Origin of the sequence: Agrobacterium sp. NPDC090273 (assembly GCF_044772305.1) — a bacterium.
Lineage (GTDB): Bacteria > Pseudomonadota > Alphaproteobacteria > Rhizobiales > Rhizobiaceae > Agrobacterium.
On sequence record NZ_JBIVYN010000001.1, the window covers coordinates 97,039 to 116,877 of the forward strand.

Annotated in this window: 19 protein-coding genes and 2 tRNA genes; 13 read left to right on the forward strand and 8 right to left on the reverse strand. The window is 56.5% G+C overall.

Annotated elements, in window-relative coordinates; translation table 11 throughout:
- Nucleotides 1–48: 48 nt before the first annotated feature.
- Nucleotides 49–1,302, reverse strand: a complete 1,254-nt coding sequence (tyrS, locus tag ACIQT8_RS00530) for a tyrosine--tRNA ligase (RefSeq protein WP_138793864.1) — start codon at nucleotides 1,300–1,302, stop codon at nucleotides 49–51.
- 149 nt (nucleotides 1,303–1,451) lie between these two features.
- Here tyrS and ACIQT8_RS00535 point away from each other — a divergent pair, with 149 nt between their 5' ends.
- Nucleotides 1,452–2,573, forward strand: a complete 1,122-nt coding sequence (locus ACIQT8_RS00535) for an anhydro-N-acetylmuramic acid kinase (protein WP_400962262.1) — start codon at nucleotides 1,452–1,454, stop codon at nucleotides 2,571–2,573.
- A 102-nt stretch (nucleotides 2,574–2,675) separates the two neighbouring features.
- Here ACIQT8_RS00535 and ACIQT8_RS00540 read toward each other — a convergent pair whose 3' ends face one another.
- On the reverse strand, nucleotides 2,676–3,353 hold the full coding sequence (locus ACIQT8_RS00540) for an alpha/beta hydrolase (protein WP_003522662.1): 678 nt from the start codon (nucleotides 3,351–3,353) through the stop codon (nucleotides 2,676–2,678).
- 210 nt (nucleotides 3,354–3,563) lie between these two features.
- On the opposite strand from ACIQT8_RS00540, the gene ACIQT8_RS00545 reads away from it, so the two are divergent.
- The 7 genes from ACIQT8_RS00545 (at nucleotide 3,564) to sufA (ending at nucleotide 10,681) form a co-directional block, all read left to right on the forward strand.
- Nucleotides 3,564–4,733, forward strand: a complete 1,170-nt coding sequence (locus tag ACIQT8_RS00545) for a cysteine desulfurase family protein (protein ID WP_400962265.1) — start codon at nucleotides 3,564–3,566, stop codon at nucleotides 4,731–4,733.
- A gap of 201 nt (nucleotides 4,734–4,934) precedes the next feature.
- Nucleotides 4,935–6,404, forward strand: coding sequence for a Fe-S cluster assembly protein SufB (gene sufB, locus ACIQT8_RS00550; RefSeq protein ID WP_138793861.1), 1,470 nt, complete (start codon nucleotides 4,935–4,937; stop codon nucleotides 6,402–6,404).
- Between the two features lie 72 nt (nucleotides 6,405–6,476).
- A complete protein-coding gene (gene sufC, locus ACIQT8_RS00555; protein WP_138793860.1) occupies nucleotides 6,477–7,232 on the forward strand; it encodes a Fe-S cluster assembly ATPase SufC in 756 nt (251 codons plus the stop codon).
- A 24-nt stretch (nucleotides 7,233–7,256) separates the two neighbouring features.
- Nucleotides 7,257–8,528, forward strand: a complete 1,272-nt coding sequence (gene sufD, locus ACIQT8_RS00560) for a Fe-S cluster assembly protein SufD (protein WP_138793859.1) — start codon at nucleotides 7,257–7,259, stop codon at nucleotides 8,526–8,528.
- Nucleotides 8,521–9,771, forward strand: coding sequence for a cysteine desulfurase (locus ACIQT8_RS00565; RefSeq protein WP_138793858.1), 1,251 nt, complete (start codon nucleotides 8,521–8,523; stop codon nucleotides 9,769–9,771). The genes sufD and ACIQT8_RS00565 overlap by 8 nt, the downstream gene beginning before the upstream one ends.
- A gap of 23 nt (nucleotides 9,772–9,794) precedes the next feature.
- Entirely contained in the window at nucleotides 9,795–10,178 is a 384-nt protein-coding gene (locus ACIQT8_RS00570; protein WP_138793857.1) for an SUF system Fe-S cluster assembly protein, read from the forward strand.
- A 113-nt stretch (nucleotides 10,179–10,291) separates the two neighbouring features.
- Nucleotides 10,292–10,681, forward strand: coding sequence for a Fe-S cluster assembly scaffold SufA (sufA, locus tag ACIQT8_RS00575; protein ID WP_400962271.1), 390 nt, complete (start codon nucleotides 10,292–10,294; stop codon nucleotides 10,679–10,681).
- Nucleotides 10,682–10,882: 201 nt separating this feature from the next.
- Here the strand turns inward: sufA and ACIQT8_RS00580 are convergent, their stop codons facing one another.
- Genes ACIQT8_RS00580 through ACIQT8_RS00590 form a run of 3 tightly spaced genes read right to left on the reverse strand, consistent with a single transcriptional unit; the run spans nucleotide 10,883 to nucleotide 14,110 of the window.
- The gene (locus ACIQT8_RS00580; RefSeq protein ID WP_400962274.1) at nucleotides 10,883–12,091 is read right to left on the reverse strand and encodes an ABC transporter permease; all 1,209 of its coding nucleotides are present in this window, start codon (nucleotides 12,089–12,091) and stop codon (nucleotides 10,883–10,885) included.
- Entirely contained in the window at nucleotides 12,081–12,800 is a 720-nt protein-coding gene (locus ACIQT8_RS00585) for an ABC transporter ATP-binding protein (RefSeq protein ID WP_262522761.1), read from the reverse strand. Before ACIQT8_RS00585 ends, ACIQT8_RS00580 begins: the two co-directional genes overlap by 11 nt.
- A 14-nt stretch (nucleotides 12,801–12,814) precedes the next feature.
- The gene (locus tag ACIQT8_RS00590) at nucleotides 12,815–14,110 is read right to left on the reverse strand and encodes an efflux RND transporter periplasmic adaptor subunit (RefSeq protein ID WP_138793853.1); all 1,296 of its coding nucleotides are present in this window, start codon (nucleotides 14,108–14,110) and stop codon (nucleotides 12,815–12,817) included.
- Nucleotides 14,111–14,364: 254 nt separating this feature from the next.
- On the opposite strand from ACIQT8_RS00590, the gene ACIQT8_RS00595 reads away from it, so the two are divergent.
- Nucleotides 14,365–14,517: a hypothetical protein gene (locus tag ACIQT8_RS00595; RefSeq protein WP_178340841.1), complete on the forward strand. Its 153-nt coding sequence runs from the start codon at nucleotides 14,365–14,367 to the stop codon at nucleotides 14,515–14,517.
- Nucleotides 14,518–14,770: 253 nt separating this feature from the next.
- Here ACIQT8_RS00595 and ACIQT8_RS00600 read toward each other — a convergent pair.
- Nucleotides 14,771–14,847: transfer RNA gene (locus tag ACIQT8_RS00600), tRNA-Pro, on the reverse strand.
- Nucleotides 14,848–15,114: 267 nt separating this feature from the next.
- Here ACIQT8_RS00600 and ACIQT8_RS00605 point away from each other — a divergent pair.
- Nucleotides 15,115–15,420 carry an ETC complex I subunit gene (locus ACIQT8_RS00605; protein ID WP_138793851.1) on the forward strand — a complete coding sequence of 102 codons (306 nt, stop codon included), beginning with the start codon at nucleotides 15,115–15,117 and terminating at the stop codon, nucleotides 15,418–15,420.
- Between the two features lie 33 nt (nucleotides 15,421–15,453).
- Nucleotides 15,454–15,530, forward strand: a tRNA-Arg gene (locus ACIQT8_RS00610).
- Between the two features lie 136 nt (nucleotides 15,531–15,666).
- Here ACIQT8_RS00610 and ACIQT8_RS00615 read toward each other — a convergent pair.
- Complete coding sequence (locus tag ACIQT8_RS00615) at nucleotides 15,667–15,867, reverse strand: helix-turn-helix transcriptional regulator (protein WP_400962279.1); 201 nt, start codon at nucleotides 15,865–15,867, stop codon at nucleotides 15,667–15,669.
- Nucleotides 15,868–16,424: 557 nt separating this feature from the next.
- Between ACIQT8_RS00615 and ACIQT8_RS00620 the strand changes: the two genes are divergently transcribed.
- Together ACIQT8_RS00620 and ACIQT8_RS00625 are read left to right on the forward strand one after the other, a co-directional pair.
- Nucleotides 16,425–16,724, forward strand: a complete 300-nt coding sequence (locus ACIQT8_RS00620; protein ID WP_400962282.1) for a DUF6634 family protein — start codon at nucleotides 16,425–16,427, stop codon at nucleotides 16,722–16,724.
- Nucleotides 16,725–17,076: 352 nt separating this feature from the next.
- Entirely contained in the window at nucleotides 17,077–18,636 is a 1,560-nt protein-coding gene (locus tag ACIQT8_RS00625; RefSeq protein ID WP_400962285.1) for an AAA family ATPase, read from the forward strand.
- A 515-nt stretch (nucleotides 18,637–19,151) separates the two neighbouring features.
- Here the strand turns inward: ACIQT8_RS00625 and ACIQT8_RS00630 are convergent.
- Entirely contained in the window at nucleotides 19,152–19,757 is a 606-nt protein-coding gene (locus ACIQT8_RS00630) for a histidine phosphatase family protein (RefSeq protein WP_400962288.1), read from the reverse strand.
- Nucleotides 19,758–19,839: the final 82 nt, after the last annotated feature.

The following is a 19,839-nucleotide window of genomic DNA, read 5'->3' on the forward strand; positions in this document are numbered from 1 at the left end:
AAAGGGCCGCTTTCGCGGCCCTCATTTTTTGATGTCGTTTTGCGCGGCTTATGCCGGGCGAACGAGAACGTGCTTTTTCTTGCCGACCGAAAGCTTGATGACGCCATCGGCGGTGATCTCGCCGGAACCGATCGTCTGGCGCTCATCGGCCATAGCCTTGTCGTTGATTCTGACGGCACCGCCCTGAACATGGCGGCGAGCTTCGCCGTTCGATCCGGCCAGGCCAGCGCGAACGATCAGCGACAGCAGACCAACGCCGGATTCGAGTTCGGCTGCCGGAACGTCGATGGACGGCAGGTTTTCCGCAAGTGCACCTTCTTCGAAGGTCTTGCGTGCGGTCTCCGCAGCTTCTTCGGCGGCAGCGCGGCCATGCAGGATCGCTGTGACTTCCGTTGCGAGGATCTTCTTTGCTTCGTTGATTTCCGAACCACCAAGTGCTGCAAGGCGGGCGATCTCGTCCATCGGCAGCGTGGTGAAGAGTTTTGCGAAACGCACGACGTCGGCGTCTTCGGTGTTACGCCAGTACTGCCAGAAGTCGTAGACCGGCAACAGGTCCTTGTTGAGCCAGACCGCACCGGAGGCCGACTTGCCCATCTTCGCCCCGGAAGACGTGGTCAGCAGAGGCGAGGTCAGCGCGTAAAGCTGCGGCGTACCCATGCGGTGACCAAGGTCGATACCGTTGATGATATTGCCCCACTGGTCGGAACCACCCATCTGCAGGCGGCAACCGACGCGCTGGTTCAGCTCGACGAAGTCGTAGGCCTGCAGGATCATGTAGTTGAACTCGAGGAAGGACAGCGACTGTTCGCGGTCAAGGCGCGTCTTGACGCTGTCGAAGGACAGCATGCGGTTGACCGAGAAATGGCGGCCGACGTCGCGCAGGAATTCGAGGTAGTTCAGACCACGCAGCCAGTCGGCGTTGTTGATCATCAGTGCCGGGTTCGGCTTGCGATCGTAATCGAGGTAGTTGGCGAAGACGTGCTTGAGCGAGGTAATGTTGTCCTCGATCATGTCGATCGTCATCAGCTTGCGAGCTTCTTCCTTGAAGGAGGGATCGCCGACCATGCCGGTGCCGCCGCCCATCAGGGAGATCGGCTGGTGGCCGGTCTGCTGCAGCCAGTGCAGCATCATGATCTGGGTCAGGTGGCCGACGTGCAAACTGGATGCCGTCGGATCATAGCCAATATAGGCAGTCACAGTTTCCTTGGCGAACAGTTCGTCGAGACCTGCCTCATCGGAGATCTGGTGAATGAAGCCGCGCTCGTCGAGCGTGCGGAGGAAATCGGACTTGAACCTGGACATGACCTTTTTCTTTCTGATTGGATATTTGTCGTCATTGGGAGCCAATGAACGCGGCGGATTTATCATTGTTTTTTGAAAAGTGCACCCGTTTCGGCCATGAATATTGGCGAATCGTACAATGATGATTCCTTCGGACGGGAGAATGACGCGTGGGTGACGTAAAAACGGCGATCGGCCTTATGAGCGGAACATCGATGGACGGCATCGATATTGCGCTTTTGCACACGGATGGCGAAAGCATCGTGCGGCATGGACCGAGTGGCTATTTTCCCTATGATCCGCATTTGCGCGCCATCTGGCAAAAAGCGCTGACGACCGCCAAGTCGATCTGCGAACGTCGTGAACGCCCCGAGGATCTCGGCGATGCCGAACGCAAGCTGACGCTTGCGCATGCGGCGGCTGTCAAATCCTTCCTGCACCGCCACAAGCTTCAGGCAGACCAGATCGATGTGATCGGTTTTCACGGGCAGACCGTGCTGCATAGGCCGGATGAGGCGCTGACGGTGCAGATCGGTGACGGTCCGCTGTTGGCCGAAGAAACCGGGATCGACGTCGTCTATGACATGCGCGCCAACGACATGGTGCATGGCGGGCAGGGCGCGCCACTCATTCCAGCCTATCACGCCGCACTTGCTGCCAATCTGCCCAAGGGTTTTGCAACGCCTGCCGTCTTCGTCAACATCGGCGGCATTTCCAATCTCACTTTCATTGGCGACGAGGGGCGACTTGCGGCCTTCGACAGCGGACCGGGCAACATGTTGATCGACCAGTGGATCGAGGCGCATACCGGAAAGACTTTCGACAAGGGTGGCAAGGTTGCCGCGAGCGGAAAGGTCGTGCTTCCGCTTGTGACCCGCTACATGGAAAGCCCGTTCTTTTCGGCCAATATTCGCCGCTCGCTCGACCGCAGCGATTTCCTGCCGCCGCAGAAGGGCGAGGTTTCGCTGGGTGATGGCGCGCGCACGCTGGCGCACCTGACCGGTACGGCTATTCTCAAGTCCGCCAGCTATCTTCCGGAAGCGGCCAAAACCTATGTGGTCTGTGGTGGTGGCCGTCTCAATCCTGTTATCATGGCAGAGTTTGCCGCACAGGCCGCCGAAAAGGATGCCAAGGTCATCGCGGCGGAGGATGCCGGTTTCGATGGTGGGGCGATGGAGGCGGAAGCCTGGGCCTATCTCGCGGTTCGGTCTCTAAAGGGATTGCCGCTAACCTATCCCGGCACGACGGGCGTGGCAGAGCCGGTCACCGGCGGTGTTCTCGCGACGGCGTGAGCCTGCGTGCAAACATGCCGTGACGGGCGGCGGCCCGGCCAGATACGCCCAAACAAAAAACCGCCGGGATGACCGGCGGTTCTGAGTTTCATTGGTTCATTATCAGCGGATGCGCTTGGCAGCCGGTTCCGGCACCAGTTCGCCGTTCAGGCGACGGTCGAGGTAATCCTCGCACTCGCCCATCAGCTCATCCACCTTGCCATTGAAGAAGTGGTTGGCGCCGGGAACGGTCCGGTGCGTGATCAGAATACCCTTCTGGGTCTTCAGCTTTTCAACCAGACCATTGACGTCCTTCTCCGGTGCGACCTTGTCGGAATCACCGTTGATGATGAGGCCGGACGACGGGCAGGGGGCGAGGAACGAGAAGTCGTAGGTGTTCGGCTGCGGTGCAATCGACATGAAACCTTCGATTTCCGGGCGGCGCATCAGAAGCTGCATGCCGATCCATGCGCCGAAGGAGTAACCGGCGACCCAACAGCTCTTGCTGTCCGGATGCAGGCTCTGCACCCAGTCGAGCGCGGAAGCCGCGTCGGACAGTTCACCGGCACCATGGTCGAACTCGCCCTGGCTGCGGCCGATGGAGCGGAAGTTGAAACGGAGCGTCGTGAAGCCGCGCTTCTGGAAAAGATAGAAGAGCTGGTAGACGATCTGGTTGTTCATCGTGCCGCCGAACTGTGGGTGCGGGTGCAGAATGATCGCGATCGGTGCGCTCTTTTCCTTGGAGGGCTGATAACGGCCTTCGAGGCGACCCGCCGGGCCGTTAAAGATGACTTCGGGCATTGGTACTCCGGTCGTGTTTTTTTGTTCCTGGCGGCGATCTTCTGGCGATAAGACTTGACGAAGTCTGTCAGCTTTTCTAGAACGCAGTTTAGAACAATTCGAAACTTTGTGTGTGCTAAAGCACTCGGCTCGTGTCATAAGGCAAGCACAACTGAAATTTCAAGGAAAATGCGTTTCGGCGCATGGAAGATTAGCGGAAGCTGTTCCGTCATGACGGTTTTGACTCGCACATATATGGACTGGAACGCCACGGCGCCGTTGCGGCCTGCCGTGCGGGACGTGCTTGTCGAAGCTCTTGATATGTCTGGTAATCCTTCGTCTGTTCACAGGGAAGGGCGCGCTGCACGCGCGGCCGTTGAGGCGGCTCGCCGCGAGGTTGCTGCCCTTGCTGGCGCGCAAGCGCCGAATGTGACGTTTACCAGCGGTGCGACCGAAGCGGCCAATCTGGTTTTGACACCGGATTTCAAGATGGGCCGCGCTCCATTGCGGATGGGCCACCTCTATGTTTCCGCCATCGAACACCCTGCAGTTCGTGAAGGCGGCCGGTTCAGCAAGGATAACGTTACGGAAGTTCCTGTTACGGCATCCGGTGTTCTCGACCTTGCCGCGCTTGAGACCCTGTTGGCCGGACATGATGCGTCGTCCGGCCTGCCGATGGTTGCCTGCATGCTTGTGAACAACGAGACCGGCATCGTTCAGCCCGTTATCGAGGCCGCAAGGCTTGTGCATGCCGCGGGCGGGTTGATGGTTGTCGATGCGGTTCAGGCCGCAGGGCGCATGCCGCTTGATATTGCAGCACTGGATGCGGACTTCCTTATTCTCTCGTCCCACAAGCTTGGTGGGCCGAAGGGGGCAGGTGCCCTGGTGTCGCGCGGTGAAGTGATGATGCCTCGGCCGCTGATCCATGGCGGCGGGCAGGAAAAGGGTCATCGTTCCGGCACTGAAAATACGCTGTCGATTCTTGGGTTCGGTGCGGCTGCTGCCGATGCGGTCAAAAATCTGGAAGCGGAAACGCTGCGTCTATCCGATCTGCGGACGGCGCTTGAGGCCGGTATGCGCGTTGCCGCCGCCGACGTGGTGATCCACGGCGAGAGTGGGGCGCGGGTATGCAACACCACCTTCTTCACGCTTCCGGGACTGAAGGCGGAAACGGGGCAGATCGCCTTCGACATTGAAGGTATCGCCCTTTCGGCCGGATCGGCCTGCTCGTCCGGAAAAGTTGGCGAAAGCCATGTCCTGACGGCGATGGGGCATGACCCCAAGCTCGGCGCGCTGAGAATTTCGCTCGGCCATGCGACGACGCAAAACGATATCGAGCGCACGCTTGCGGCGTTCGGAAAAATAGCCGGGCGGCGCAAGCCGGCCGGACAGGCGGCGTGAAAGCGCGGTAAAGAATTGCGGAATATCAAATTTCCGCTTGCTGGGATGTGTGAAAAACGCCATTCCGCACCTACATGGGTGAAGAGTTCCGTCCGCCTGCATGGCCCGGAATAATTTGCCCGAAGATGGATGAAGGCGGCTTTCCGCCTTGATACGTTGACAAGCCACCGGACCTTTGCTCCGGCGAGATTGGAGAACGACATGGCTGCGGTTCAGGAAACGATCGATCAGGTCCGCCAGATCGATGTGGACCAGTATAAATACGGCTTCGAAACTCAGATCGAAGTCGACAAGGCCCCGAAAGGCCTTTCCGAAGAGGTAATCCGGTTCATTTCTGCAAAAAAGCAGGAGCCGGAATGGATGCTGGAATGGCGCCTTGAGGCGTACAAGCGCTGGCTGACAATGGAAGAGCCGACATGGGCTCGCGTCAGCTATCCGAAGATCGATTTCAACGATCTCTATTATTATGCCGCACCGAAGTCCGCTCCCGGCCCGAAGTCGCTGGATGAAGTCGACCCGGAGCTGCTGAAGGTCTACGAAAAGCTCGGCATTCCGCTGAAGGAACAGGAAATCCTCGCCGGCGTTGAAAAGCGCCCGGTCGCGGTTGATGCCGTGTTCGACAGCGTGTCGGTTGTCACCACCTTCAAGGCGGAACTGGCGAAGGCTGGCGTGATCTTCATGTCGATCTCCGAAGCGATCCGCGAGTATCCGGAGCTGGTGAAGAAATATCTCGGCTCGGTCGTTCCGACGACGGACAACTTCTATGCGACGCTGAACTCGGCGGTCTTCACCGACGGTTCTTTCGTGTTCGTGCCGAAGGGCGTTCGCTGCCCGATGGAGCTTTCCACGTACTTCCGTATCAACGAGAAGAACACCGGTCAGTTCGAGCGCACGCTCATCATCTGTGAAGAAGGCGCCTACGTTTCCTATCTGGAAGGTTGCACCGCACCGCAGCGCGACGAGAACCAGCTTCACGCCGCCGTGGTCGAACTCGTGGCGCTCGATGATGCCGAAATCAAGTATTCCACCGTCCAGAACTGGTATCCGGGCGACAAGGAGGGCAAGGGCGGCATCTACAACTTCGTGACCAAGCGTGGCGATTGCCGCGGCAACCGTTCGAAGATTTCCTGGACACAGGTTGAAACCGGTTCTGCCATCACCTGGAAGTACCCGTCCTGCATCCTGCGCGGCGACGACAGCCGTGGCGAGTTCTACTCGATTGCCGTTTCCAACGGTCATCAGCAGATCGACAGCGGCACCAAGATGATCCACCTCGGCAAGAACACGTCGAGCCGCATCATCGCCAAGGGTATTGCTGCCGGTTTCTCGGAAAACGTCTATCGCGGTCAGGTTTCGGCACATCGCAAGGCGACCAACACGCGTAACTTCACGCAGTGCGACAGCTTGCTGATCGGCGACAAGTGTGGCGCTCACACCGTGCCCTACATCGAGGCGAAGAACTCTTCGGCGCATTTCGAGCACGAAGCGACCACCTCGAAGATTTCCGAAGACCAGCTCTTCTACTGCCTGCAGCGCGGTATTCCCGAGGAAGCAGCGATCGCCCTGATCGTCAACGGCTTCGTCAAGGAAGTCATTCAGGAGCTGCCGATGGAATTTGCCGTTGAAGCGCAGAAGCTGATCGGCATCTCTCTCGAAGGCTCGGTGGGCTGATCTTCAGACGGACACGACCCTGAGTGCGCGGTTTTCGCGCACCAATCGATCACACTATTCTAGGAAAAAACCATGCTTGAAATCATCGACCTGCACGCAAAGATCGCCGACACCGAAACCGAGATCATCAAGGGTCTGAACCTGAAGGTTGCCGCTGGCGAAGTTGCCGCCATCATGGGCCCGAACGGTTCGGGCAAGTCGACGCTCTCCTACATCCTGTCGGGCCGCGAAGACTATGAAGTCACGTCCGGTGACATCCTGTATAACGGCGAAAGCATTCTCGAACTGGACGCTGCAGAGCGCGCTGCCAAGGGTATCTTCCTGGCCTTCCAGTACCCGGTCGAAATCCCCGGCGTTGCCACCATGCAGTTCCTCAAGGTTGCCATGAACGAGCAGCGCAAGGCACGCGGCGAAGCCGAACTGACGACGCCTGACTTCATCAAGAAGGTGAAGGAAGCTGCCGGCGATCTGAAGATCGACATGGACATGCTGAAGCGTCCGCTCAACGTCGGCTTCTCCGGCGGTGAAAAGAAGCGTGCCGAAATCCTGCAGATGGCGCTTCTGGAGCCGAAGCTTTGCGTTCTCGACGAAACCGATAGCGGTCTCGACATCGACGCGCTGAAGATCGTTGCCGATGGCGTTAACGCGCTGAAGTCTCCGGACCGCGCAACCATCGTCATCACCCACTACCAGCGCCTGCTCGACTACATCGTTCCGGACAGCGTTCATGTTCTCTACAAGGGCAAGATCATCCGTTCTGGCGACAAGGAACTGGCGCTTGAGCTGGAAAACAACGGTTACGCCGACATCATCGGTGAAGCGGCCTAATCAAGAGGCCAGGAGGTGATGTCCATGAACATTCAAGCTACCAACCGGCTGACACCCGCTGAAAGCGCGCTGGTCGATGCCTATACCGCCAAGTTCAGCGAATTGCCGGGCGATGGTGCGGTGGTTGCCGCCCGTGACGTGCTGTTTGACGATCTGAAGACCGGTGGTCTTCCGACCCGTCGTATCGAGGCATGGCACTATACCGATCTGAAAAGCCTGCTGCGCGCTATCCCCGAGGATGCGCCTGCACCCGTGATCGAAAAGCAGTCTCCTGCCGTTGCCGGGTCTTCCGTTGCCTATGTGCTGCATGGCGCATCGGCGCTCGGCAAGATCGAGGGCGTGACGGTTTCGAGCTTTGCCAACAACCTGCTGGACGGTTCGGCTGCGGCCGGTCTTGCCGAAGCCAGCAAGGATGACGCAATCGGCCGTATCAACGGCAGCTTCGTCCGCGACGGTCTGACGCTCGATATTCCGGCGGAAGCCGACATCGAAAAGCCGATCGAATTGCAGGCCGTTCACGGCGCTGGCCAGGTGCACAGCCGTTTCCCGGTCCGTTTCGGCAAGGGTTCCAAGGCAACGATCATCGAACGTCACCTGTCGGTGACTGATGGTGCGGCTTTCGTTTCGTCCGTCAGCGACATCGTTGTCGACGATGGTGCGGAAGCAACCTGGATCATTCTGCAGCAGCAGGGTGCAGCCGATATCCATCTTGGCCAGCTCCGCATCAAGCTGGGTGCCGAAGCCAAGCTTCGCCTGTTCATCATCAATGCCGGCGGCAAACTGGTACGCCAGGAGCTGCGCATCGACGTTGAAGGCGAGGGCACGGATCTCACCGTTCGGGGTGTCAACCTGCTGGGCGGTGAAACGCACACCGATGTGACCATGGTTCTCGGCCACAATGTGCCGAACACGACCTCGACGGAAATCTTCCGCAACGTCGTTTTCGACCGTGCGAAGGGCATCTTCCAGGGCATGATCCGGGTTGCGCCCGATGCCCAGAAGACCGATGCCAAGATGTCGTGCAACACGCTGCTGATGTCTGACGATGGCGAGTTCTCGGCCAAGCCGGAACTCGAAATCTTCGCGGACGACGTTCAGTGCGGCCACGGTGCGACGGTTGCCGATATCAGCGACAACCACCTCTATTACCTGATGGCGCGTGGCGTGCCGAAGGCGAAGGCACGGGCAATGCTCGTCAACGCTTTCGTGGCCGAGATCGTCGAGGAACTGGAAGAAGAAAATCTGGTAGAGGCGCTGGAAGAGATCATTTCCGGCTGGCTGGAAAATCATGCCTGATAGCGAACGCGCCGTCGTAGCGGCCCCTTATGACGTTGAAGCCGTGCGGAAGGATTTTCCGATCCTTTCGCGCGAGGTCTATGGCAAGCCGCTGGTCTATCTGGACAACGGCGCGTCCGCACAAAAGCCGCAGGTGGTCATCGATGCCGTTTCGCATGCCTATGCAAACGAGTACGCGAACGTCCACCGCGGCCTGCATTTTCTTTCCAATGCGGCAACCGATGCTTATGAGGCGTCGCGCGAAAAGGTGCGACGTTTCCTGAATGCCGGTTCGGTGGACGAGATCGTGTTCACCAAATCCTCGACCGAGGCGATCAATACGGTTGCCTACGGTTACGGCATGCCGAAGATCGGCGAGGGCGACGAGATCGTCATCTCGATCATGGAGCATCACTCCAACATCGTGCCGTGGCATTTCATTCGCGAACGGCAGGGCGCCAAGCTGGTCTGGGTACCGGTGGACGACGATGGTGCATTTCATATCGAGGCTTTTGAAAAGAGCCTGACTGAGCGCACCAAGCTTGTTGCCATCACCCACATGTCGAATGCGCTCGGCACGGTCGTTCCGGTGAAGGAAATCTGCCGCATTGCGCATGAGCGTGGCATTCCGGTTCTGGTTGATGGCAGCCAGGGCGCGGTGCATATGCCTGTCGATGTGCGCGATATCGATTGCGACTGGTATGTGATGACCGGCCACAAGCTTTACGGCCCATCGGGCATCGGCGTGCTTTACGGCAAGGCCGACCGCCTGAAGGAGATGCGGCCGTTCCAGGGTGGTGGGGAAATGATCCTCGACGTGTCCGAGGACACGATCACTTATAACGATCCGCCGCACCGTTTCGAAGCGGGTACGCCACCGATCGTCCAGGCGATCGGCCTTGGTTACGCGCTGGATTACATGGATGGTATCGGTCGCGCTGCGATTGCCGCGCATGAGGCCGATCTGGCCGCTTATGCCACTGAACGGCTGCAGTCGATCAATTCGCTGCGGATCATCGGCAATGCGCCGGGCAAGGGCGGTATCTTCTCCTTCGAACTCGAAGGAATCCACGCCCATGACGTGTCGATGGTGATCGACCGTCGTGGTGTTGCGGTACGTGCTGGCACACATTGCGCCATGCCGCTCTTGAAACGCTTCGGTGTGACCTCCACATGCCGGGCGTCGTTCGGACTTTACAACACGCGCGCAGAGGTGGACGCTTTGGCGGATGCTCTCGAATATGCTCGCAAATTTTTTGCCTGAGATCAGGATCGAGGATCAGGATCATGACTGCCGAAGCCACTGAAAAAAAACTGGATGCGCCCGAAGTTGCGGAAAAGGTCTCGACCATTCCGCCAGACGAGTTGGCGCGCCTCAGCGACGACGTGATTGCGGCGCTCAAAACCGTGTACGATCCGGAAATTCCGGCTGATATCTTCGAACTCGGCCTTGTTTACAAGATCGACATTGAAGACGACCGGATGGTGAAGATCGTTATGACGCTGACGGCGCCCGGTTGCCCGGTCGCTGGCGAAATGCCCGGCTGGGTGGAAAATGCGGTCGGCGCCGTTGAAGGCGTGTCGGGCGTTTCGGTTGAAATGACCTTTGATCCGCCGTGGACGCCCGACCGCATGTCGGAAGAAGCGCAGGTCGCTGTCGGCTGGTATTGAGCCGCTTGCCAATTTTGACAGGCATCGTCCCTTGATGATGCCTTCAGCTACGATTAAATTCGAATCCATCGAGCATCGAGCCTTGAACTCGATTGTTGAAGGAGAATGAGCCCATGGGCTTTGCAGTTATGACCATGACGCAGGCTGCCGCCTCGCGTGTCAAAGCAATCACCGAAAATTCCGGTCCAGACGCCAAAGGCGTGCGCGTCGGCATCAAAAAGGGCGGTTGCGCCGGTATGGAATATACCATCGACCTCGTGACCGAGCCGGATGCGAAGGACGATCTGATCGAATTCGATGGTGCCAGAGTCTGGATACAGCCGTCAGCCGTGCTTTATCTGTTGGGAACGCAGATGGATTTCGAAATCACGAAAATGCGCTCCGGCTTCACCTTCAACAACCCCAATCAGACCTCGGCCTGCGGCTGCGGTGAATCGGTCGAATTGAAGCCTGCCGATCTGGCAGCTCTGGCAAAACAGCGCGAGGCTGCTGCAAGCATCTGATCGTTTCAGCCATTGTGTTTAAAAAAAGCGCCGCTCTGACGGCGCATTTTGATTCAGGCTGCAGTGCTGCTTAAACCGCACATTGTCGTTCGTGGCCTGATCGGAGTTCTATCAAGTCCTCGATCGCGAGAGGCTATGGCAAGGTCGGGATGCGGAAATACGCGTCCCTCTCCAAAACAGACACCGCATCAAATGCCAGGTTCATTCGTGCCGCAAGGCTTCGATCGGGCTCAGGCTTGCGGCGCGTCGTGCCGGGAAATAGCCGAAAATCACGCCGATCGCCGCCGAAAAGGCGAAAGCCAGGACAATGATCGACGGGCTGGTGACGAAGGGGACGTTGAGGAAGGTGACGACGGCATAAGCAAGGCCAAGGCCGGTCAAGATGCCGACAATGCCACCGAAGGCCGACAGCATCACGGCTTCCACCAGAAACTGCGTGAGGACCTGCTTTTCCAGTGCACCAATCGCCAGCCGGATGCCGATTTCGCGGGTTCTTTCCGTGACCGACACCAGCATGATGTTCATGATGCCGATGCCACCGACCAGAAGACTGACGGCAGCGACGGCGCCGAGAAGACCTGTCAGCAGCGTTGTCGTTCCGGTCATGGCAGAGGCGATCTGCGTCATGTCGTTGACGGCGAAGTCGTCTTCGCGGCCAATGCCGATGCGGCGGCGTTCGCGCAGCAGGCGCTCCAGGTCCGCCTGGACCTTGGATGTCGAAACGCCGTCCTGCGCCGAGACCATGATCGAGGAAATGGTTGTCGTGCCGCCGATGCGCCGCTGATGGATCTTGAGCGGCATGATGATTGTGTCATCCTGATCGTCGCCCAGGCCGGATTGGCCTTTTCGCGCCAGAAGGCCTATGACCGGGCAGGAAATGTTGCTGACCCGGATGGTCTGGCCAACGGGATTTTCCGCACCGAACAATTCCTGTCGCACGGTTTCGCCGATGATGCAGCCGATCTGGCCGCCACGATCTTCCGCCGGCTGGAAATCACGCCCGCGTGCAATCGTCCAGTCCTGAGCAATCAGGTAATCGTTGGTCGTGCCGATCACGCTTGTCTGATGGTTCTTGCCGCCGAAAATGACCGTTGCCGCAGAGCTGCGGTTTTGCGGCGCGACGGCGCGCACGCCACTGATCTGGTTTCTGATGGCCTCCACATCGCGATCATCGAAGCGCTTGGCTTCGGTGCTGGCGCGGCCGGGGCCGAACTGACCGGGGCGCACGAACAGCATGTTGGTGCCGAGGCGCGACAGTTCGGATTTTACCTGTGCCGTCGTGCCATTGCCGATCGTCACCATGGCGATAACGGCGGCAACGCCAATGACGACGCCAAGAACGGTCAGGAAAGAGCGCAGCAGGTTGCGGTTGATGGCGCGCAACGCAAGTCTGGACGTTTCAAGAAACATCTGTAGTCTCCTTTTCCGTCACGGCGCTGTCGGAGGCAAGATGGCCATCAACGAAGCGCAATAGCCGCTTGGCGTGGGCAGCAATGTCTTCTTCATGCGTCACCATCACCACCGTGATACCCTTGTCGCGGTTGAGCGAGGTGATCAGTTCCATGATCTCATTGCTGGTCTTGGTGTCGAGATTGCCGGTCGGCTCGTCGGCCAGAAGAAGAGCAGGGCGGGTAACGATGGCGCGGGCAATTGCCACGCGCTGCTGCTGGCCACCGGAAAGCTCCTGAGTGGTGTGATCCTCACGGCCTTTCAGCCCGACCTGTGCCAGCGCTTCCATGGCGCGTTCCCGCCGTTCGGCTGCCTTCATGCCGCGATAGACGAGGGGCAGTTCGACATTTTCCACCGCCGAAGTGCGGGCCAGAAGGTTGAAACCCTGAAAGACGAAACCAAGCATATGGCGGCGCAGCAGTGTCAGATGTTCGTTGTCAAAGCCGCTGGTTGGCACACCCTGAAACAGATATTCACCCGCCGTCGGTGTATCGAGACAGCCGATGATGTTCATGGATGTCGATTTACCTGAACCGGACGGCCCCATGATCGCGACGAATTCATGCTGGTGGATCGACAGGCTTACGCCATCCAGTGCACGGATCGTCGCTTCGCCACGGCCGTATTGCTTGACGACATCACGGAATTCGATGAGCGGCGGTTGTTGCATGACGTTTTCCTCTGTCAGCCGCTGTTGCGTGCAGATGCGTCCGTAATCACCAGGTCATCGGCTTTGAGTTCGCCGGATTTTACCACAGTGTGCTGGCCATCGGTCGAGCCGGTTTCAATCGATACTGATTCCGGGTTGTTGTTGCGCAGCACCCAGACCGTACGTTTTCCAGCCGCGGCCTCGCTGGCGCCGCGGTTTTGCGGACGGCCCATGCGGGGCGGGCGGAAAAGGCTCATCAGGCCGCCGCCACGGGAGGCGGATTCGCGCGGCGGGGTATAGCGAAGCGCAGAGTTCGGCACCAGCAACACATCCTTCACGTCCTCAACGACGATGTTTGCGGTCGCCGTCATACCCGGGCGAAGCAGAAGTTCCTCATTGTCGACCGTCAGAATGCCCTTGTAGGTCACGACATTGGAGACCGTTTCCGAGGCAAACCGCACGGTTTCGATTTCTGCCGGGAAGCTGCGGTCGGGATAGGCATCCACATTGAATGTGGCCTTCTGTCTTGCCTCGACCTTGCCGACATCAGCCTCATCGACGGATACCTGCAATTCCATGTGCCGCAGATCGCCGGCAATGGTGAACAGAACGGGCGCGTTGAGTGAGGAGGCGACGGTAGCACCCGGATCGACATCACGGGTCAGGATCACGCCATCGATCGGCGAAACGATCTTGGCCTTGCCGAGATTGACTTCAGCCAGTCTCAGATCCGCCTCGGCGGAAAGCACGGTCGCTTCGTTGACCTCAAGCGTGGCGGCTGCTGCATCGTGGCTGAACTGGGCTGCATCGAGATCCTGCTGGCTGGACACCCGGTTCTGCACCAGAGATTTCAACCGTTCGAGCGATGTCTTGGCGGAGCCGAGATCGGCGCGCGCCTTCAGCACATTTGCCTTGGCGGAGGCAAGCTTGGCACGGGCGCTCTGCACGTCGGCTTCAAGTTTGTTCGTATCGAGTTCGGCCAGGATGTCGCCGGCCTTGACCGGCGAGTTATAGGTCACATTGACCTTGCGCACGGTGCCGGACAGTTCGCTCGATATATCCACTTGATCCGTCGGCTGAACGGAGCCGGTGGAGGTGACGATTACCGCAAGATCACCGCGTCTGGCAGCCTCTGTCGTGTAGCTATAGGCAACTCCAGCGGTCGCGGAACGATAATAATAGGCGCCTGCGGCACCCACCAGCAAAAGACCGGCGACGATGTAGATCGAGCGGCGCGATTTTTTCTTGCCCGACCGTGCAGAGCCGAGAATTTCTCGCAAATCGGGCTGGTTGTTGTTCGGGTTCGAGCCGTTACCGTCTGCTTCGCTCATTTTCATCACCTGAAAAACCCGAAATACCACGGTGGATTGTTTCCAGCCGTCTTTCTGTCTCGGATATTGCTGTTTCTATTCCTCTGATTGTGGGGAGTGGCACAGCTTGACGAAAGGGGGAAGTGAAAACTTGGTAATATTTCTTACAGTCGTCGATGCTTATAGATAAAATGAAACATGCCAGACATACGAGCTTACTTCCTTAGCCGGTTTGACTGGTGACCTCTGAAAAATGATACGCAGGACATGAAACAATGAACGACAACGTGGTGCAGTTCCGCAAGCCGAAGCCACCGAAACAGCCGCGCAAGCCGCTTGGGCCGAATGCCAAAAAGGCGCTGACGATTGCTGCTATCGTTCTCTTCTTCGCCGCGACTTACGGCTACTTTACATTTGTCGGGCAGTGAACCTGCCCGAAACACATTGCCTGTCAGCATTGTTCGAATTGCCGTGGCGCATGACGTTACGGCAATTCAGGGGGAGATTTTGCTCTGCGTCGATCCTGCTGATCGCGGAAGGGTAGGTGACGATACCGGCCTTGCTGCCGACTGCTGCAGTCGTGAAAACGGCGCGCGCATTTCCCGCATCTCTCTTGTCGAGAGCCATCAAGCCTAACTTTTGATTTTTTGGGAAAAGCCAATCACATCAACAAGATGTTGATGGTCGGAGTGGAGAGATTCGAACTCCCGACCCTCTGGTCCCAAACCAGATGCGCTACCAGACTGCGCTACACTCCGCCGAAGCGATGGGTGGGGAGATACACGGTTCATCTCGATACCGCAACAACAAAAATCGACTTTTTCCACATTGTTTCATTGTCAGCAGAAACCATCGTGCAAATGCGGGCCATTCAACAGAATCGAATGGCCGCTGGCGGCTTGACTCTCACATGGAGTCGGTCCATTCCAGATTTATCGTACATGACACGATTTGGTTACGTCGTTCCTGTACGCCAATAGTCGTTCAAGGGTAAAAGCCCGTCGTCTCACCGGAGTCGTTTCGAAATGTCTGCGAAGATCTATCGCCCTGCAAAAACAGCCATGCAGTCCGGCAAGGCGAAGACAAATATCTGGGTTCTGGAATTCGACGCCGAGGTTCCGCGTAAGATCGATCCGATCATGGGTTACACCTCCACGTCCGACATGAACCAGCAGGTCAAGCTGACGTTCGAAACGCAGGAGCAGGCGGAAGCTTACGCTCAGCGTAAAGGTATTGAATATCGCGTTATCCAGCCGAAGGAAGCGACGCGTAAGGTCGTGTCCTACACGGACAATTTCCGCTTCACTCGCACGCAGCCCTGGACGCACTAAAGATTATTTGACGCCGAACTCAATCGGCGTTTCGGCCCCTTAGCTCAACTGGATAGAGCAACTGCCTTCTAAGCAGTAGGTCGCAGGTTCGAGTCCTGCAGGGGTCGCCACTTTCCAAGCGTATCCTGCCCCGGTTTCTCCGTTTGGGCAACAAAATGGGCAACACTTTGCAGTGTTGCCCTGTAACTAGGCTCAGTATATTGTAAAAAAAAGCGGGCGAGGCGCCCGCTTTTCATTTTTGTGATTTCAAGGCCGCGTTGCAATCCAATTATCTATTTCAGTTACTAGGAAGCCAATTCGACGTGGCCCTAATTTTCTTGCTCTTGGAAAATTCTCATCCAAGCGGCGCAATCGGCTGATTGTAGGACGAGACAGACTGGTTTTTTGCATCAGTTGTCTCACTGTCAAAAATACTTGGTCCTCAATTTTTCGCATCGTGTACTCCATACAATCACGCAATGGTGGTGGACTTCAGATACTGCAAGGCAGGCTTGGAGGTTCTGCCTCGCCCGTTTCTTACACCAATCTGCATAAAAAAGCAAATTTTCGCGACTATGAAACTGTAATTGTTGACATCAAATCAGATAGTTAGGTTTTTTCTACGAAAAATGTGGGTGTATCGAATCTTTGGGTGAATGTAATTTTTTGTAAGAATATCGATTGACATTCTATTTGTTTATGATCATTTTGATCACTGCATGATCTTTTTGCTCTAATTGGGTGGTGGCATTAAATGTCTACTCGGTAAACATGGTCAATCCCATCTGCACTCTTTCGAAGGCCAGCGAGTCTTTAGAAGTCTCACTACGTAAGCCAAGCATTCGGGCTGAGGTTGACGAATCCAATAAGTCCTTGGTTTCACAGATATTTGTGGAGGTCACTATTCGACCTGTAGATGGCGTTACGTGACTAATGGAATAAAAAAGAGGGCTCGCACATCATTCTGAGCGAGTTCTCGATGTCAGTTCAGTCATGTTGAACATGCATTTGCCTAGGAGGTAGAAATGAAACTTCAATATGCTCCGGCCGATACCATTTCTCGCTTGGCTGAGGACCTCCGGTTTGTAGAGGCAGGCGTTTTGCTACCATTTGACCTATCTGAAGCTCCAATCATCTACAATCATAGGATTCAAAGACTTCCAGTGGGATCCCTTGAGGGGGTCGTAGAAGGTCATCCGAGGCTTGGCTCAGGAAAAAATATTACGACGAGCCAAGTGTTTTTCATCGATACCGAATGGGGAGTCGCAAGAACGCTAAGCCGTTGGTATCGCCTGGATCCTTCCCCACAAGGGAAGGGCCGCTGACATGGGCTGCCTGCTTCACTAGCGATGGTAAACCGATCGTATCAACCGTAAATGCCCCTTGTATCCGAAAGGAACTAAGATGCGTCGGAATGGTCCCAGTCAGCGTCTCGATAAGCTCCGACAAGCCCCGTCGGTTTTTCTCGCATATTCTGGTCTGCGCCGTGCACTCAGGAAAGCGAACGCGTTTGGGCTCATCGGTCAAGGTCTCGTAATTTTCATAACGCCGGCAGGCTATAGGCAGAACGAGTATTGCACCGCAGCGAGATACCTTCTTGAGGGCGTTCCAGAGTTCGATTGGGTCGAGGGCAATTCCAAGATTAGGACTGCGATCCCTAAGCATTCGAACGGAAGGTTGGAGAAAAGTGTTTCCGCCTTCGACCTCGAAGGACTCGCGATTTTGGTGGCTATGAACATTGAGGAAGTTCCGCTGGAGGTGCGCTTCGCTGCGGCCGCAATCTTGGCAATAGAACTTCCTACTCCATCTGAAATCCAGGCAATTCGACGACTTACCGGTAGAAGTCCCTTGCCTGATCGTGTTACTGCTTTGTTGACAACCAGCACGCAGAGCATCCTTCTTGCGGCGATCGGGCGTCAGACTATCGACGAAGAGCACATCTCTATGCTCAGCGATATACAAAGCTCTTCTTTTCACGCGCCGAGCCTTTTTGAGCTTCCCGGTTATGAGGCACTGAAGGATTGGGCAAGGCAGCTCGCCAAGGATGTCAATCTTTGCCGGGAAGGCAAACTGTCGTGGAAAAAAATACGCACAGGCGTTCTGATCCACGGTCCGACAGGTGTGGGAAAGACCTTTGCCGCAAAAGCGCTAGCAGAGTCTCTTGGGATGAAATTCGTCGAATCATCCGTTGGCGCCTGGCAGTCGAAAGGTCATCTCGGAGACATGCTAGCGGCGATGAGGGGGTGCTTCCAGGCAGCGCAGGACAGTCGCGGAGCTGTACTCTTCATCGACGAACTGGACAGTATTGGTAGCCGGGGCAATTTCACCGATGATGCCCACGGCCAGTACTGGCAGTTGGTTGTGAATGAATTTCTAATCCGCCTCGACAAGTTGCAAGATAATGTATTGTTGATTGGAGCGACTAATTTCCCGCTGCTAATTGACCCTGCAGTTTTGCGAAGCGGACGCATAGAGAACAAGTTCGCGATCTCGTTGCCAGACAGTGAGACTCGCGCCGCGATACTGAAATGGCATACTTCCGGTAAGATCGAATTTGAATCCTTGCTAGAAATAGCAGAGCACCTAGAAGGTTGGTCTGGCTCCGATCTGGAAAGGCTCGTTCGAGATGCCAGCGCAATATCCCGTAACCAAGACCGCGACCTCGAGATAGGCGATCTACTTGCCAAAATTCCGGAGCGAGGATCGTTTTCACCAAATGATATGTTTCGCTTGTCCGTTCATGAGGCAGGCCACGCGCTCGTTGCCCTATCTCTGGGTTACGCTACGAGCGCAGTGATTACAATCAAGCCGACCTTTGATCCTGCCTCACCCGGTCGATTGGGGGGCGTTACTGAATACGAGTATGAAGAAAAGCATATTCCAACCGATGCCACTCTCTGCAACGGCATTGCCGTATCCTACGCGGGCATGGGGGCCGAATTCGTAGTGTTTGGAGACCGCTCGACTGGGTCAGGGAGTGATGTCGAGCGAGCAACGACGATTGCTCGGAGACTGGTCTATTCATACGGTCTGGGAAATACGCCGATTTTTGCAGAAATGAATCCCAGAGTGAAAGACAGCGCTATTAACTGGCGTTTGGAGGACAACGTTTTCGAAATCCTTGATGCCCAATATGAGAGAGTTCTAGCCATGCTTGAGCCACAGCGAGATAGGATTATTGCTCTCGCGAAAGAAGTGATGTTGAGCCTACATATCAAAATCGAGTGCGCGGAATAATTGTTGCAGCGTAGGGACGATATCGGTCTCCAGCGAATGTGGTCTCGTCGGAACAAAAACGTTATCAACGCGGAACAGAAACATTCTGTACCTGGAAACGTCGTGTGGAGTGAACCTTTCGGGCTGGACCTCGGGAGTTTATGAGCCTCCTCCGATTGAGGCCCATAGAGCGTATCAGTTTTTTCGTGTCCGTGGTCCAGCCCCAAGGGGTTCACTCCAACGCCGGTCAATTCTCAGTGGCAAGGCCACACTCGAATGGATTCGTTCAAATGTGATCCACGAATGATTTCACGTGGCAGGGTACGTCATTAGCCGGAACAAACAAGGTGCCCTGCGACCGGAGTTTGCTGACAAGCAGCGAGTATCCCGAGGACTGGGTGCTGCGCCTATTTGTTGCTAATGATGGTTGCGATAATAACGACGGTTGGCTGTTTGTCGCTACGAAGATCACCGAAGAGCTCTTCCAAGGTGATTCATGGGTCGCTGAATTCAGGAAGATACTTCTTATTGCCTCGTCATCGACAAGCTGATGGCGCATACGGCTCATTTCTCGTCCCGTTGAAACTCGCTAGAGCCCATCGCCGTCCATCGCTAGTGAGGGTCATAGTTGCCAAAGGGGCCGCCGATATTTTCCAGAGGGAACTTAGCGGAGCATCGACAACGTCGAGGAAAATCAGTCGGAAGATCATACTGTGTGTAACGGCGAGTGTGTGTCCGCCGTTAGCAAGTTCTCCCGATACCCACTCTCTCGCACGCTTCTGTCCAACTGAGAGAGTTTCGCCTCCGTGAGGAGCAGACTCTGGATCTTCAATCCATCGTTGAAGTGCCTCCGGCCATCGCGTAGCGACATCGCTGAGATTTAGTTCATTCCAACAACCGTAATCGACATCTCGTAGGGCAGGGCAAGATCGAGCATTTTCTGAAAATGCTGTCGCGGTCTCTTCTGCTGCAACGTCCGGTGCGTGCCAGACGGTGTTGAAACGAGGCGAACGTGCGGCAATAGCTTCCAATGCGGCGCGCTCTCTCGAAAGCAGCCGGCCTTGAGAAGAGAAGACCACATCGTGGTTGGCTTGTGTCGCACCGCGGCACAGGATCGTAAGGCGAGTGGCTCTCGTACTCATCGTGTGTTGCTCCGGGGAAGACCACTGTTTCGGGAAGGTTTAAGCGCTCGGGCATATGGCGCGAGACCAAAACGTCGATTGT

Bases quoted from the DNA above. Each gene is read 5' to 3' on its own strand.
- tyrS (WP_138793864.1), bottom strand. From the start codon at position 1,302: ATGTCCAGGTTCAAGTCCGATTTCCTCCGCACGCTCGACGAGCGCGGC.
- sufD (WP_138793859.1), top strand. From the start codon at position 7,257: ATGAACATTCAAGCTACCAACCGGCTGACACCCGCTGAAAGCGCGCTG.
- ACIQT8_RS00585 (WP_262522761.1), bottom strand. From the start codon at position 12,800: ATGCAACAACCGCCGCTCATCGAATTCCGTGATGTCGTCAAGCAATAC.
- ACIQT8_RS00580 (WP_400962274.1), bottom strand. From the start codon at position 12,091: ATGTTTCTTGAAACGTCCAGACTTGCGTTGCGCGCCATCAACCGCAAC.
- ACIQT8_RS00595 (WP_178340841.1), top strand. From the start codon at position 14,365: ATGAACGACAACGTGGTGCAGTTCCGCAAGCCGAAGCCACCGAAACAG.
- ACIQT8_RS00570 (WP_138793857.1), top strand. From the start codon at position 9,795: ATGACTGCCGAAGCCACTGAAAAAAAACTGGATGCGCCCGAAGTTGCG.
- sufB (WP_138793861.1), top strand. From the start codon at position 4,935: ATGGCTGCGGTTCAGGAAACGATCGATCAGGTCCGCCAGATCGATGTG.
- ACIQT8_RS00545 (WP_400962265.1), top strand. From the start codon at position 3,564: ATGACGGTTTTGACTCGCACATATATGGACTGGAACGCCACGGCGCCG.
- ACIQT8_RS00605 (WP_138793851.1), top strand. From the start codon at position 15,115: ATGTCTGCGAAGATCTATCGCCCTGCAAAAACAGCCATGCAGTCCGGC.
- ACIQT8_RS00620 (WP_400962282.1), top strand. From the start codon at position 16,425: ATGAAACTTCAATATGCTCCGGCCGATACCATTTCTCGCTTGGCTGAG.
- sufA (WP_400962271.1), top strand. From the start codon at position 10,292: ATGGGCTTTGCAGTTATGACCATGACGCAGGCTGCCGCCTCGCGTGTC.
- ACIQT8_RS00590 (WP_138793853.1), bottom strand. From the start codon at position 14,110: ATGAGCGAAGCAGACGGTAACGGCTCGAACCCGAACAACAACCAGCCC.
- ACIQT8_RS00540 (WP_003522662.1), bottom strand. From the start codon at position 3,353: ATGCCCGAAGTCATCTTTAACGGCCCGGCGGGTCGCCTCGAAGGCCGT.
- sufC (WP_138793860.1), top strand. From the start codon at position 6,477: ATGCTTGAAATCATCGACCTGCACGCAAAGATCGCCGACACCGAAACC.
- ACIQT8_RS00630 (WP_400962288.1), bottom strand. From the start codon at position 19,757: ATGAGTACGAGAGCCACTCGCCTTACGATCCTGTGCCGCGGTGCGACA.
- ACIQT8_RS00615 (WP_400962279.1), bottom strand. From the start codon at position 15,867: ATGGAGTACACGATGCGAAAAATTGAGGACCAAGTATTTTTGACAGTG.
- ACIQT8_RS00565 (WP_138793858.1), top strand. From the start codon at position 8,521: ATGCCTGATAGCGAACGCGCCGTCGTAGCGGCCCCTTATGACGTTGAA.